The sequence below is a fragment of the Roseovarius azorensis genome (assembly GCF_900109455.1).
Taxonomy (GTDB): domain Bacteria; phylum Pseudomonadota; class Alphaproteobacteria; order Rhodobacterales; family Rhodobacteraceae; genus Roseovarius; species Roseovarius azorensis.
This window is the reverse complement of record NZ_FOAG01000004.1, coordinates 115,093-127,583: the sequence shown is the minus strand read 5'-3', so window position 1 is coordinate 127,583 and position 12,491 is coordinate 115,093. Positions and strand designations below refer to the sequence as shown.

General features: G+C 61.7%; 14 protein-coding genes and 1 other RNA gene. 11 read left to right on the top strand and 4 right to left on the bottom strand.

All coding sequences use genetic code 11. The features are described 5' to 3' along the window. The first annotated feature begins 105 nt into the window (after positions 1–105). Together phaR and BSG08_RS07775 are read left to right on the top strand one after the other, a co-directional pair. The gene (phaR, locus tag BSG08_RS07780) at positions 106–663 is read left to right on the top strand and encodes a polyhydroxyalkanoate synthesis repressor PhaR (RefSeq protein WP_093034672.1); all 558 of its coding nucleotides are present in this window, start codon (positions 106–108) and stop codon (positions 661–663) included. Between the two features lie 6 nt (positions 664–669). Continuing rightward, positions 670–1,635, top strand: a complete 966-nt coding sequence (locus BSG08_RS07775) for a LysR family transcriptional regulator (protein ID WP_093034668.1) — start codon at positions 670–672, stop codon at positions 1,633–1,635. On the opposite strand, the gene BSG08_RS07770 is transcribed toward BSG08_RS07775, so the two are convergent. Next, positions 1,627–2,088, bottom strand: coding sequence for a nucleoside deaminase (locus BSG08_RS07770; RefSeq protein WP_093035163.1), 462 nt, complete (start codon positions 2,086–2,088; stop codon positions 1,627–1,629). The two genes, BSG08_RS07775 and BSG08_RS07770, sit on opposite strands and share 9 nt — an antisense overlap. Positions 2,089–2,151: 63 nt before the next feature. Between BSG08_RS07770 and BSG08_RS07765 the strand changes: the two genes are divergently transcribed. Then, positions 2,152–2,940, top strand: a complete 789-nt coding sequence (locus BSG08_RS07765; RefSeq protein WP_093035166.1) for a pseudouridine synthase — start codon at positions 2,152–2,154, stop codon at positions 2,938–2,940. A 65-nt stretch (positions 2,941–3,005) separates the two neighbouring features. Here BSG08_RS07765 and BSG08_RS07760 read toward each other — a convergent pair whose 3' ends face one another. Beyond that, entirely contained in the window at positions 3,006–3,698 is a 693-nt protein-coding gene (locus BSG08_RS07760) for a metal-dependent hydrolase (RefSeq protein WP_093034665.1), read from the bottom strand. A 149-nt stretch (positions 3,699–3,847) separates the two neighbouring features. On the opposite strand from BSG08_RS07760, the gene gatC reads away from it, so the two are divergent. The 6 genes from gatC (at position 3,848) to BSG08_RS07730 (ending at position 8,095) form a co-directional block, all read left to right on the top strand. Continuing rightward, entirely contained in the window at positions 3,848–4,135 is a 288-nt protein-coding gene (gene gatC / locus BSG08_RS07755) for an Asp-tRNA(Asn)/Glu-tRNA(Gln) amidotransferase subunit GatC (protein ID WP_093034662.1), read from the top strand. Next, positions 4,135–5,622: an Asp-tRNA(Asn)/Glu-tRNA(Gln) amidotransferase subunit GatA gene (gene gatA, locus BSG08_RS07750; RefSeq protein ID WP_093035157.1), complete on the top strand. Its 1,488-nt coding sequence runs from the start codon at positions 4,135–4,137 to the stop codon at positions 5,620–5,622. The genes gatC and gatA overlap by 1 nt, the downstream gene beginning before the upstream one ends. Before the next feature lie 38 nt (positions 5,623–5,660). Further along, positions 5,661–6,365 carry a hypothetical protein gene (locus BSG08_RS07745; protein WP_093034659.1) on the top strand — a complete coding sequence of 235 codons (705 nt, stop codon included), beginning with the start codon at positions 5,661–5,663 and terminating at the stop codon, positions 6,363–6,365. Continuing rightward, a complete protein-coding gene (locus tag BSG08_RS07740; RefSeq protein WP_483880126.1) occupies positions 6,365–7,090 on the top strand; it encodes an N-acetylmuramoyl-L-alanine amidase in 726 nt (241 codons plus the stop codon). The genes BSG08_RS07745 and BSG08_RS07740 overlap by 1 nt, the downstream gene beginning before the upstream one ends. A 12-nt stretch (positions 7,091–7,102) precedes the next feature. Then, positions 7,103–7,519, top strand: an RNA gene (rnpB, locus tag BSG08_RS07735) — RNase P RNA component class A. 72 nt (positions 7,520–7,591) lie between these two features. Then, entirely contained in the window at positions 7,592–8,095 is a 504-nt protein-coding gene (locus tag BSG08_RS07730) for a DUF2244 domain-containing protein (RefSeq protein ID WP_093034656.1), read from the top strand. On the opposite strand, the gene BSG08_RS07725 is transcribed toward BSG08_RS07730, so the two are convergent. Next, positions 8,092–8,550, bottom strand: a complete 459-nt coding sequence (locus BSG08_RS07725; protein ID WP_093034653.1) for a GatB/YqeY domain-containing protein — start codon at positions 8,548–8,550, stop codon at positions 8,092–8,094. The genes BSG08_RS07730 and BSG08_RS07725 overlap by 4 nt on opposite strands. A gap of 160 nt (positions 8,551–8,710) precedes the next feature. Here BSG08_RS07725 and carA point away from each other — a divergent pair, with 160 nt between their 5' ends. Beyond that, entirely contained in the window at positions 8,711–9,871 is a 1,161-nt protein-coding gene (gene carA, locus BSG08_RS07720) for a glutamine-hydrolyzing carbamoyl-phosphate synthase small subunit (protein WP_093034650.1), read from the top strand. 83 nt (positions 9,872–9,954) lie between these two features. Then, entirely contained in the window at positions 9,955–11,886 is a 1,932-nt protein-coding gene (locus BSG08_RS07715) for a glycosyltransferase (RefSeq protein ID WP_093034647.1), read from the top strand. Here the strand turns inward: BSG08_RS07715 and BSG08_RS07710 are convergent. After that, on the bottom strand, positions 11,827–12,471 hold the full coding sequence (locus tag BSG08_RS07710) for a GntR family transcriptional regulator (protein WP_093034644.1): 645 nt from the start codon (positions 12,469–12,471) through the stop codon (positions 11,827–11,829). The genes BSG08_RS07715 and BSG08_RS07710 overlap by 60 nt on opposite strands. Positions 12,472–12,491: the final 20 nt, after the last annotated feature.

The window sequence follows — 12,491 nt, the reverse complement described above, 5'->3', positions numbered from 1 at the left end:
TGAAGGGTATGATCCGTGAGGGCGAGCCATGTGGCTCGCCCTTTCTTTTTGCTGCGCATCCGTCTAAGCTGCGCTGCGGCACTGCATTTTCCGGGAGGATACCCCTTGGCCGATACGAAAAAACCGCTGCTGATCAAACGCTATGCCAGCCGCAGGCTCTATAACACCGAGACTTCCGATTATGTCACTCTCGAGGACATCGCCGAATTCATCCGGGCCGGGCGTGAAGTGCAGATCATCGACCTGAAATCCGGCGACGATCTGACCCGGCAGTACCTGCTGCAGATCGTGGCCGAGCATGAAAGCCGGGGCGAAAGCGTGCTGCCGATCAATGTTCTGACCGACCTGGTGCGCAGCTACACCACGCAGGCGACCAGTGTCGTGCCAGAGTTCCTGGCGGCCAGTTTCGAGATGCTGCGCGACGGCCAGTCCAAGATGCTGGAGAACATGACCAAGGCCAACCCGCTGGCCGGGATGCCGGGGATGGAGGCGATGCGCGCTCAGCAGGAGGCCTTCATGAAGGCGATGACGGGGGGCTTTTCGGGTCTTGGCGGCAAGGCTCCGCAGACTAACAGCGACAAGCCAGAGGATGACGGTGATCTAGAGGAGATCAGGAAACAGCTGGCAGAGTTGCAGGCGAAGTTGTCGAAGCTAGGCAAATAGGCCGGGATGGTCGAGAGTCCGGGTCGGATAACCCTCTGGGGCATCGAGGTGTTCATGGCGGCTGCTGATGAACGCTCCATCTCTGCGGCTGCGCGACGTCTGGGGGCAAGCCCCTCGGCTGTGAGCCAGCAGCTGACCAATCTGGAAGGGGCTGTCGGGGCTACCCTTCTGCAGCGCAACGAGCGCCCGATCCGTCTCACGCCTGCTGGCGAGATCATGCATCGTCGCGCGCAAGCAATCCTGAACGAGGCGGCGCAGGCGCGCGCGGAACTGGCGATGTCGCATCTCTCGACGTTGACGCGGTTTCGGTTGGGCATGATCGAGGACCTCGAGGCGGATGTGACTCCGCAACTTCTGACCCACATGGCCGGAGAATTGAAGGGCTGCCAGTTTCTGCTGGAAACCGGGGCCAGCCATCATCTCTATGATCAACTCGATACGCGCGCGCTCGATGTGATCGTGGCGGCCGAGCTTGGTGGCGGCGCGGACTGGACCGAAGTCCATCCGGTGTTGCGCGAAGGTTTTGCCGTCGCCGCGCCGCGCGGCGTGATCCGGCCCGACCGCGATATCCTTCGACAGTTGAAACGTCTGCCGCTCATTCAGTACACACAACGCCATTACATGGGGCGACTGATTTCATCGCACCTGGCGCGGCAAAACCTGAGCCTCCCGCACCGGTTCGAACTGGACAGCTATCATTCGATCCTTGCGCTGGTGGGGCAAGGGGCGGGCTGGTCGATTCTGACACCGCTGGCGCTGATGCGGGCGCGGCGGTTTGCCGATCAGATCGACGTGTTGGAATTGCCGATGGAACCGCTCACGCGCACGATCAGTGTGACCGCGCGCAAGGGGATATTGCAGGACATGCCTCAGACTTTGGCTCAAAAGCTAAAGCCCATCCTGCAAGAGACGATTCTGGATCCGGCAATTGCACGGCATCCGTTTCTGCAAGATGCGCTTACGTTATTCTGAGGGTGTCCGGCGGTCGCGAAAGAATCCCCGGAGCAAGATCTCGGACTCGGATGCTGCGATGCCGTCATAAACTTCGGGCACGTGGTGGCATTGCGGATGGGTGAACACCCGCGCGCCATGCGCCACTCCGCCGGATTTGGGATCAGCTGCGCCATAGTAGAGCCGCGCAATGCGTGCGGTGGCGATGGCGCTGGCGCACATCGCGCAGGGTTCGAGTGTGACATAGAGGGTGTGGCCGATCAGGCGTTCCGAGTCTGCCAGGGCACAGGCCGCGCGGATGGCGAGAATCTCGGCATGCGCCGTCGGATCGTTCAACTCGCGCGTCCGGTTGCCGGCCTGCGCCACGATCTGCCCATCGGGATCAACCACCACCGCGCCCACCGGCACCTCGCCGCGCGCGCCTGCGGCGCGGGCCTCGCTCAGGGCGGCGGACATGTGGCTCTTGAACGTCATGGACTGCTTGTGCCCGGCGATCACCGCTTTCGCAAGTCCGGCAATTGCGTTATGCGCGAGCGCATGAGCATCAAACCCCCGTCAGGCGAGCGGATCGCCAAGGTCATTGCCCGCGCCGGGATTGCCAGCCGTCGCGAGGCCGAACGCCTGATCGAGGCGGGCCGCGTCACTGTAAATGGACGCAAGATCGACCGCGCCGCGCTGAATGTGACGCCCAACGACAAGATTGCTGTCGATGGACGCGCGCTTGATGCGCCAGAACCTGCACGCCTCTGGCTGTATCACAAGCCCGTGGGCCGTGTGACCACCAGCCGCGACGAACAGGGGCGCCCCACGATCTATGACGATCTGCCTGAGGATATGCCGCGTGTGATGAGCGTGGGGCGCCTCGATCTCAATTCCGAGGGTCTTTTGCTGTTGACCAATGACGGTGCGCTCAAGCGCAAGCTGGAATTGCCCTCTACCGGCTGGCTGCGGCGTTACCGGGTGCGCGTCAATGGACGACCCACGGACGCCACGTTTGATCCGCTGCGCAAGGGGCTGGTCGTTGATGGCGAGATGTTTCAGCCGATGATCGTAACGCTGGACCGTCAGCAAGGGGCCAATGCCTGGGTCACCGTGGCGATTCGCGAGGGCAAGAACCGCGAGATCCGCCGCGCGATGGACGCGGTGGGTCTGGTGGTGAATCGGCTGATACGTCTCTCCTATGGTCCTTTCCAGTTGGGCCAACTTAAACCCGGCGCCGTCGAGGAGATCCGCCCCCGCGTGCTGCGCGATCAACTGGGGATGACAGAAGAGCCGGAGGCGGTCAAACCTGCCCGCCTCAAACCGCAGCGCCGCCGCCGGAACTGATCGCCCTTACTGCGCCCCCGATATCCCGGCTATGGGTTGCGCCCGCTTGCTTCGGCCATACTATCTCAGATCCTGATAGGCTCCATCACCTGCGGCTCGATGACCTTGACGCCGGGCAGGCCACGCACGAGTTCCTCCGCCGATTGTTCAAGGATCGGGAAGGTGCGGTAATGGCAGGGAATCACGGTCTTGAACTCAAAGAAGGTTCTGGCGGCATAGGCAGCGCGGCGCATGTCCATGGTGAAATACCCGCCTGCGCAGAGTATGCCGATATCGGGTTTGTGCAGCGCGTTGAACACGCCCATGTCGGCCGTCACGTCGGTGTCGCCCGAGACGTAGATCACATGCCCCTCGCCCGCGATCATGTAACCGCATTCGCTGCCCGTGACCTGAGGGCCGGCGTCGGTTGCGATGCTGCTGGAATGGGTGGCATGCACCATGGTGACTTTGACACCACCGAGATCGACGGTGCCGCCCTTGTTGAAGCCGATGGTCGCGATCTTTTCCTTTGCCTCCCAATGGGACATGAGATCATATTGCCCGACCACCGGCATACCCATCTTTTTGGCCAGCGGCAAGAGGCCGCCCAGATGGTCGAAATGCGCGTGGGTCAGCAAAATGTGAGTTGCGCCGCTCGTTGCGGCCTCGTGGCGCTCTGCGGGGAGCATTGGGTTTCCGTCAAGCCAGGGGTCGAGCAGGATGACCTGCCCGCCGATCTCGATGCGAAAGGAACTGTGCCCAAGCCATGTGATTTGCATTTTCGTCTCCCATGATTTGTGTTGAGCCCAGAGTAGCAAGCCTGTCAGCCGAGGAAAGGGTTTCTCTGCAACTCGCGGCACGGCCATCCGCTTGCGCCCGGATCGCCCCGGCGCTAAACGCAGGCACGACCGGACGATGGGAGATGCTCATGTCGATTGATCTTGAAACCGCCGCCAAGGTGGCCAAGCTGGCGCGCATCCGCGTGGATGCCGAGGCGCTACCTGCGCTGGCGCAGGAATTCAATACCATCCTCGGCTTTATCGAACAACTGAGCGAGGTGGATGTAGAGGGGATCGAACCAATGACCTCTGTCACGCCGATGCGACTCAAGCGGCGCGCCGATGTGGTGACGGATGGCGATCGGCAGGCCAAGGTGCTGTCGAATGCACCGGACGCGCGTGAGGGTTTCTTTGCCGTGCCCAAGGTGGTGGAATGATGACGGATCTCAACAGACTGACGATTGCCGAGGCGCGTGACGCGCTGCGCCGGGGCGAGGTCACGAGCATCGAGTTGACCGAGGCCTGTCTGGTAGCCATAGAGGCAGCAGGCGCGTTGAACGCCTTTGCACATCACACTCCGGATCTTGCGCGCACTCAGGCGCGGGCCGCAGATGACCGGATCAGGGCAGGTGATGCGCCCGCGATGTGCGGCATTCCGCTCGGGATCAAGGATCTGTTCTGCACCAAGGGTGTGCCGTCACAGGCCGCGAGTCGCATTCTCGAAGGATTCAAGCCGGAATACGAGTCAACCGTGACACAAAACCTGTTTGATGCAGGCGCGGTGATGCTGGGCAAGCTCAACATGGATGAGTTTGCCATGGGATCCTCGAACGAGACTTCCTGCTATGGCAATGCCGTCAATCCGTGGCGGCGCGGCAATGATGCTGCTGCCCTTACGCCGGGCGGCTCTTCGGGCGGGTCGGCGAGTGCGGTGGCCGCGGATCTCTGCCTTGCCGCGACCGGCACGGATACCGGCGGTTCGATCCGCCAGCCCGCTGCCTTTGTCGGCATCACCGGCATCAAGCCGACTTATGGACGCTGTTCCCGCTGGGGGATCGTGGCCTTTGCCTCTTCGTTGGATCAGGCCGGACCGATGACCAAATCGGTACGTGATGCGGCGATCATGCTGGAGACGATGTGCGGGCATGATCCCAAGGATTCCACCTCTGCCGAAATTCCTGTGCCGGATTTCGAGGCGATGCTGACCGGCGATATTCGCGGCAAGGTGATTGGTATCCCCAAGGAATACAGGATGGACGGAATGCCCTCCGAAATCGAGAGGCTATGGGCCGATGGCACCGCAATGCTAAGGGATGCGGGGGCCGAAATCCGCGACATCAGCCTGCCACATACGAAATATGCGCTGCCGACCTATTACGTGATCGCTCCCGCCGAGGCATCCTCGAACCTCGCGCGCTATGACGGGGTGCGCTATGGCCATCGGGCGAAACTGGCACAGGGTGACGGCATCACCGAGATGTATGAAAAGACCCGCGCCGAAGGCTTTGGCCACGAAGTGCAGCGCCGGGTGATGGTGGGGACCTATGTGCTCTCGGCGGGGTTCTATGATGCCTACTACAACCGCGCGCGCAAGGTGCGGGCGCTTATCAAGCGCGATTTCGAAGAGGTGTTTGACCAAGGTATCGATGCCATCCTGACTCCGGCGACGCCAAGCGCCGCATTTGCCCTGGGTGAGATGACAGATGCCGATCCGGTGCAAATGTATCTCAACGACGTTTTCACGGTTACGGTCAATCTGGCTGGTCTGCCGGGGATCGCCGTGCCTGCGGGACAGGATGGCCAGGGGTTGCCTCTGGGGCTGCAACTCATTGGCAGGCCCTGGGACGAGGGGGATCTGCTCAATACCGCCTATGCGCTTGAACAGGCCGCCGGGTTTGTGGCCAAACCGTCGAAATGGTGGTAAGACACCTCCCGAAATCAGCTTGTGGCAGGACAAAGCAAATGCGTTTCTTTATAGGTGCGGTGACCCTGGCGGTCCTGACTGCCTGTTCTCCGGCGATCCCCGACAGCGGCGCAGGCGTCGGTTTCGGTGATTATGACGCCTATCAGCGCGAGAAGGCGGCGCGCGAGGCTGCCCTTGCGGGCAATGCCCTGCCGCCGCCGACAGCTGTTTCAAGTGAACCGTTGCGCACCACCGGGGCTCTGGTTCCACCCTCGGATCCGGCAAGCATCGCCGCCGACACCCGCGCCGCGCTAGACCTCGGGGCGGCGTCTTCCGATCCGGCAGAAGTGCCGTCCGCGGTGGTGAACTCGGTCGGCATTTCACAGGAAAACAACTTTGACGCCGTAGGGGCAGAGCGCACGATTGAAGAGGACGCCGCGCGAATCGCACAGACGCGCGCGCAATATCAGGTGGTGCAGCCGGAGGCGATCGGCAGCCGCCCAGGCGATGTCGGCCCCAATATCGTGGCCTATGCGCTGGCCAGCAATCATGCAGTCGGCACGCCGATCTATCGCCGGATCGGACTGAACAAGGACAGCAAATTTGCACGCAACTGTGCTCAGTTCCCGTCGCCTGATCAGGCACAACTGGAGTTCCTGAAACGTGGTGGACCTGAAAGGGATCGCCTCGGGCTTGACCCGGATGGGGATGGTTACGCCTGCAACTGGGATCCCAGTCCGTTCCGCAATGCGGTTGGTGGATGATGCAGGGGTGCGCTGAGGCGCACCCTGCGGTCCTTCCGCACCCTTCGCCCAATTACGGGCCGCGTCGCGAAGGCGCGCAACCGGACATGATCGTGCTGCATTACACCGGCATGCAGAACCTTGACGCGGCATTGGAAAGACTATGCGATCCCGGTTCGGAGGTCTCTGCGCATTACCTGATCTCGGAGACGGGCGAGGTTCTGCGCCTCGTTGAGGAAGAGATGCGCGCCTGGCACGCGGGCGCTGGGCAATGGGGCGATGTAACGGACGTGAATTCGCGCTCAATCGGGATAGAACTGGTCAATACCGGCGCGCATCCTTTTCCCGAGCCGCAGATGGCAGCGCTAGAACGTCTCTTGCCGGAAGTCATGGGCCGTTGGGGTATCGCACCTGAAAGGATGATTGCTCATTCCGACATGGCGCCCTTGCGCAAATCCGATCCCGGACCGCACTTTGACTGGCGCAGGCTGGCGATGCGGGGCCTGTCGGTTTGGCCGCAGATGCAGGTAACGCCCGGGGCAGGGGATCTTGCCGCGCGCTTTGTGGGGGATGCGCAGGCGTTTGGTTATGCTGTAGCAGGCGAGAACATGCCAGATGACGTGCTCAGAGCCTTTCGCATGCGCTTTCGCCCCGCGGTCACAGGACCGCTCGATGCGGTGGATTCCGCATTGATTGGAGATCTTGCCCGACGCTTCCCCGTTGACCGCAGGAGGGCAAGCGCCTAAGTGGGGCGTTGCGCGGAGGGCCGGATGGCCGCGGTCCCGGAGAAGATCCGGGGGCGAGGAAAGTCCGGACTCCACAAGGCAACGGTGCCGGGTAACGCCCGGCCGGGGCAACCCGAGGGAAAGCGCCACAGAAAAGAAACCGCCCGCGCGTGTCGTAGGCAAGGGTGAAACGGTGGGGTAAGAGCCCACCGCGGGACGGGCAACCGGACCGGCACGGCAAGCCCCACCGGGAGCAATGCCAAATAGGGACCGCACGCGGGGGCTGGTCCGGGATCACGGTCCCGCGATACCGCCCGCAGGCACGTCTTGGCCCGGCGGTCCGGGTTGGCAGCTGGAGGCGCGCTGGTGACAGAGCGTCAAGAGGAATGGTCATCCATCCCGTTCCCCGGAGCGGGAGGACAGAATCCGGCTTACAGGCTCTCCGCGCGTTTCAAGCCTGCCATGAACATGTGGCAGCGCATTGCTCCTTTTCATTCTCAATAGTCAGGCTAGAACCCGGACATGCCGTATCAATGGACACAGCCGCACGGACCGGAACAGGATATCAGGTTGACGCTTTGGCCACATCGGTCGTTGCCGCGTCGCGGGTTTGCAGCCTTTGTGCTGACCACGTTCACGCTGATCACCATACCGCTTTACCCGCTTCTGGGCACTTTCGTGTTATGGGGCGTTCTGCCTTTTCTGCTGATGGCCGTAGGCGGCATCTGGTGGGCGCTGGAGCAAAGCTATTCCAGCGCCCGCATCGAAGAGGTGCTCACCATTGGGCCAGAAAAGCTGCATCTGAGGCGCACCAATCCGCGCGGCGATGTGCAGGAATGGAGTTGCAATCGCTATTGGGCAAGCGTGCATGTGCATCTGGATGGCGGGCCGGTGACTTATTACATCACAATCAATGGGGCCGGGCGCGAGGTCGAAATTGGCGCCTTTCTGTCCGAAGACGAACGCAAGACGCTTTATGCCGAATTGGCCGATACCCTTCGCTCGCCCGCGCCGCCTGCGGGTTAACCCAGCCGTGCCTTGACTTGCGGGCCCACGGCCCCGAAATCCATTTGCCCGGCGTGGCGCTCCTTGAGCTTTCCCATGATCTTGCCCATGTCGCGGATCGAGGTCGCCCCCACATCGGCGATGGCCTTGTCAATAGCATTTAGAATCTCGGCATCATCCAATTGACGGGGCAGGAATTCCTCAATCACCGCGATTTCCTCGCGCTCGCGCTCCGCCAGATCAAGCCGCCCGCCTTCTTCGTATGCGCGGACGCTTTCGTTGCGCTGCTTGGTCATCTTGGCGAGGATAGCGAGGATCTCGGTATCTCCCACTGCGGTGACGCCGTCTGCGCTGCGCCCGGCGATCTCCTGATCCTTGATCGCGGCGTTGATCAGTCTGAGGGTGGCCAGACGGCGGGTGGCCTTGTCCTTCATCGCCTGTTTCAGGGCCTGATTGACCCGTTCACGCAATTCCATTCATTCCATCCCCATGACCTGTCACAAGAGAAGGAGCCTATCGAAAAGCGCGGGGCATGGCAACCACCGGCTCGGCGCCTCATGTATTGAACTTGGCCTTGACCCGACAGGGGCTGGCCCGTAGGAATGCGCCAATTTGCACAGCCGGAGATACCTTTTCATGGCCCATGCGTCCCGCTCTCGTCCGACTGCATGTCTCGCGCTGGCCGATGGCTCACTCTTTTATGGCCATGGGTTTGGGGCAACCGGTGAAACCACGGCGGAACTCTGCTTCAACACCGCGATGACCGGCTATCAGGAGATCATGACCGATCCCTCTTATGCCGGGCAGATCGTGACCTTTACCTTCCCGCATATCGGGAATACCGGCGTCAACCTCGACGACGACGAAACCGCCGAGCCAGTGGCCGAGGGGATGGTGGTGAAATGGGATCCGACCGATCCGAGCAACTGGCGTGCACAGGAGCATCTGACGCACTGGCTGGCGCGACGCGGGCGGATTGCCATCGGTGGGGTCGACACCCGCCGTCTGACCCGCGCGATCCGTCAACAGGGCGCACCGCATGTGGCCCTTGCCCATGATCCGGGAGGCCGGTTCGACGCCGAGGCGCTGGTGGCCAAGGCGCGCGGTTTTGCCGGGCTGGAAGGGATGGATCTGGCGCGGCACGTGACCTGTGCGCAGTCCTACCGCTGGGACGAGATGCGTTGGGCCTGGCCCGAAGGTTATCAGCGCCAGACGCAGGCGCGTCACAAGGTGGTGGCGGTGGATTACGGGGCAAAGCGCAATATCCTGCGTTGTCTGGCCAGCGCCGGATGTGAGGTCACCGTATTGCCCGCGACTGCCACGGCCGAGGATGTGCTGGCGCATTCACCAGACGGTGTGTTTCTGTCGAACGGCCCCGGTGACCCGGCGGCGACGGGCGTATATGCCGTGCCGATGATCCGCGGCGTTCTCGACCGTGGCCTGCCGGTCTTTGGCATTTGCTTGGGCCATCAGATGCTGGCGATTGCATTGGGGGCGCAAACCATCAAGATGAATCACGGCCACCACGGCGCCAACCATCCCGTCAAGGATCTGGAGACCGGCAAGGTTGAAATCACCTCGATGAATCACGGCTTTGCAGTCGACAGCCAGACATTGCCCGAGGGCGTGATGGAAACCCATGTTTCACTCTTTGATGGTTCAAATTGTGGCATACGGATCAAAGACCGCCCGGTTTTTTCGGTGCAGCACCACCCCGAGGCCAGCCCCGGACCGCAGGACAGCTTTTATCTCTTCGAGCGGTTCGCGGCTTCGATGGCCGGGCATGCAGGCAGTTGATTTTGTTTTTGGGTCGCTTGTTAAAAGATAGTTAACCATACGCACCTTAGTCTTGTTTCCGAAAGCAGGAAAAGGCTAGGGCCATGGGCATTTCCGAATTGCGCCATCTGGGGGCGCGGAACCGGCTCGAAGGCGTGCAGATCCATCGGATTGGGCGCGATCTGGTGCGCGCAGGCGCGATCAGCGCATCCGACGCGGCACGCGCCGAGATGGTGCGGCAGTATTGCGATACCTCGGTCGACCAGATCTTGCAGGCCGAGGGCCTTGCCAGCGAGGACGATCTGCTCAGGGCGCATGCCCGCCGCCTTTCTGTGCGCCGGTTGACTTGCGACGATCTGGATGCCGCGCAAAGCTATGATATCGGGATTGATCCCCGGTTTCTGCTCCGGCACGAGATCATCGCGGTGAAATCGGCCTCCGGTGAGCCTGAACTTGTGACCGGCAGACCCGAAAACCTGGACGCCTTGCGTCCGATCCTGCCCCCGGGCATTGGTCGTTCGCGCCCGAGTCTCGCGTCCAGACGGGCGATTCAGGACCGAGTTGCCCACGATCATCGCGACCTGCTGCGTGACCTGGCAGAGACCCGCGTGCCCGAGAGCGAAAGCTGCCGCGCATGGGGCGGCTCCATCGTCAGGCGACTGCGGGTCAGCCTTGCGGCCATGACCGTGATCGCCGCGCTCAGCCTTGTCTTTCCGGTGGTGGTGTTCACCATCTTCGTGGTCTGGGCCTGTTTCACCCTGCTGATCTCTGCCGGGTTGAAAACCGCCGCTGTCCTTGCCGCCACGACCGATGATCGGGCGACCGGGCCAAAGGCCGTGGAATTGGACCCACTCCCCAAGGTGTCGATCCTGGTGCCGCTCTTTCGCGAGACCGAGATTGCCCATGCGCTGATTGCCCGTCTCAGCCGTCTGACCTATCCCAAATGTCTACTTGATGTCGTTCTGGTACTCGAGGAAGAGGATGAACTGACCAGGGCCACTCTGGCGGCTATTGATCTGCCACCCTGGGTTCGGCCGGTCGTCGTGCCCGATGGCAAGCCCCGGACCAAGCCACGTGCGATGAACTACGCCCTCGATTTCTGTCGGGGCGACATCATCGGCATCTTCGACGCCGAGGATGCCCCCGACCCGGATCAGATAACTGTCGTTGCCCGGCGGTTTCAGCAGGCCCCACGCGATGTGGCCTGTCTGCAGGGCATACTCGACTATTACAACCCGACGCAGAATTGGCTGGCGCGCTGTTTCACCATCGAATATGCCACCTGGTTCCGCATGATCCTGCCGGGCATGACACGCCTTGGTCTGGCAATTCCGCTTGGTGGCACGACGCTTTATTTCCGCCGCGACGTGCTAGAGAAACTGGGTGGATGGGACGCGCATAATGTGACCGAGGATGCCGATCTGGGATTCCGTCTGGCGCGGCACGGCTACAGGACCGAGATGGTATCTACTGTGACAGAGGAAGAGGCGAATTGCCGCCCCTGGCCCTGGATCAAACAGCGCTCGCGATGGCTAAAAGGCTACATGACGACCTATCTGGTGCATATGCGGCGACCACGCCTGTTGTTTCACCAACTCGGCGCTCGGAAATTCTGGGGGTTTCAGGCGCATTTTGTTTCGGCGTTATCACAATTCCTGCTGGCGCCGTTTCTCTGGTCGTTCTGGCTGGTTATCCTTGGACTGCCACATCCGCTGGATTCGGTTCTGCCGCGCAGTCTGATGGTCGGCGTCGGCAGCCTGTTCCTGATGGTCGAAGTGCTTGGTCTCAGCGTTTACATGCTGGCGGTTTCGGGACGCAAGCACCGGCATCTCTTGCTTTGGGTTCCGAGCATGCATTTTTATGCACCGCTCGGCGCAATTGCCGCATACAAGGCGCTTTATGAACTGGTGTTCAATCCCTTTTTCTGGGACAAGACGGCGCATGGTCTGTCGGTGGCTGCTGGCGGGCGGCGCATGTCAGACGGTGGATTTGACCTCTCCGGAATCAAGCTTGAGCCGGGTCACGAAGGCCTTTGAAATATGATCCCGCAGGGCCTGCGTAGCGGCATTTTCGTCCTGGGCCTCGATCGCGGCGACGATGGCGCTATGTTCCTTTAGAGCGTCCTCGTCTCGTCCCTCGGCGGCGAGCGATGTGGTTGCCAGAAGCGCCATGGAGCGATGCACCAGATCGAGTTGCTGCACCAGAAACCTGTTGTGCGAGGCAAGGTGAATCTGTTTGTGAAACCGGCGGTTTGCACGCGCCATCTCGGAGGGTTTGCCCAACAGCGATCGGTCATCCTCGACCATGTCGCGCAACACGCGCACCTCTTCGGGCGTGGCGTGACGGGCTGCAAGCCCGGCCGCCAACCCCTCGAGTTCAGCGCGCACCACGTATAGCTCGGCCAGTTGGTTGTAATCCAGCGAGGCCACGATCAGGCTGCGTCCATCGCGAGTCAACATGGATTGCGTCTCTAGTCGTTGCAGCGCCTCGCGGATGGGGGTGCGCGAAACCCCGAAGCGCTCTGCCAGATCGCTTTCGACCAGACGGTCGCCGGGTTTGAAAATGCCTACGTCGATGGCTTCGAGGATCAGCGAGTAGGCATCGGTCGGAGGCGGTTTCATCGGTGTGTCCGTTTCTTTTG

Coding starts and splice junctions, on each gene's coding strand:
- BSG08_RS07730 (WP_093034656.1), top strand. CDS start 7,592: ATGCCGTATCAATGGACACAGCCGCACGGACCGGAACAGGATATCAGG.
- BSG08_RS07765 (WP_093035166.1), top strand. CDS start 2,152: ATGAGCATCAAACCCCCGTCAGGCGAGCGGATCGCCAAGGTCATTGCC.
- BSG08_RS07715 (WP_093034647.1), top strand. CDS start 9,955: ATGGGCATTTCCGAATTGCGCCATCTGGGGGCGCGGAACCGGCTCGAA.
- gatC (WP_093034662.1), top strand. CDS start 3,848: ATGTCGATTGATCTTGAAACCGCCGCCAAGGTGGCCAAGCTGGCGCGC.
- carA (WP_093034650.1), top strand. CDS start 8,711: ATGGCCCATGCGTCCCGCTCTCGTCCGACTGCATGTCTCGCGCTGGCC.
- BSG08_RS07775 (WP_093034668.1), top strand. CDS start 670: ATGGTCGAGAGTCCGGGTCGGATAACCCTCTGGGGCATCGAGGTGTTC.
- BSG08_RS07770 (WP_093035163.1), bottom strand. CDS start 2,088: ATGACGTTCAAGAGCCACATGTCCGCCGCCCTGAGCGAGGCCCGCGCC.
- BSG08_RS07710 (WP_093034644.1), bottom strand. CDS start 12,471: ATGAAACCGCCTCCGACCGATGCCTACTCGCTGATCCTCGAAGCCATC.
- BSG08_RS07745 (WP_093034659.1), top strand. CDS start 5,661: ATGCGTTTCTTTATAGGTGCGGTGACCCTGGCGGTCCTGACTGCCTGT.
- BSG08_RS07760 (WP_093034665.1), bottom strand. CDS start 3,698: ATGCAAATCACATGGCTTGGGCACAGTTCCTTTCGCATCGAGATCGGC.
- gatA (WP_093035157.1), top strand. CDS start 4,135: ATGACGGATCTCAACAGACTGACGATTGCCGAGGCGCGTGACGCGCTG.
- BSG08_RS07740 (WP_483880126.1), top strand. CDS start 6,365: ATGCAGGGGTGCGCTGAGGCGCACCCTGCGGTCCTTCCGCACCCTTCG.
- BSG08_RS07725 (WP_093034653.1), bottom strand. CDS start 8,550: ATGGAATTGCGTGAACGGGTCAATCAGGCCCTGAAACAGGCGATGAAG.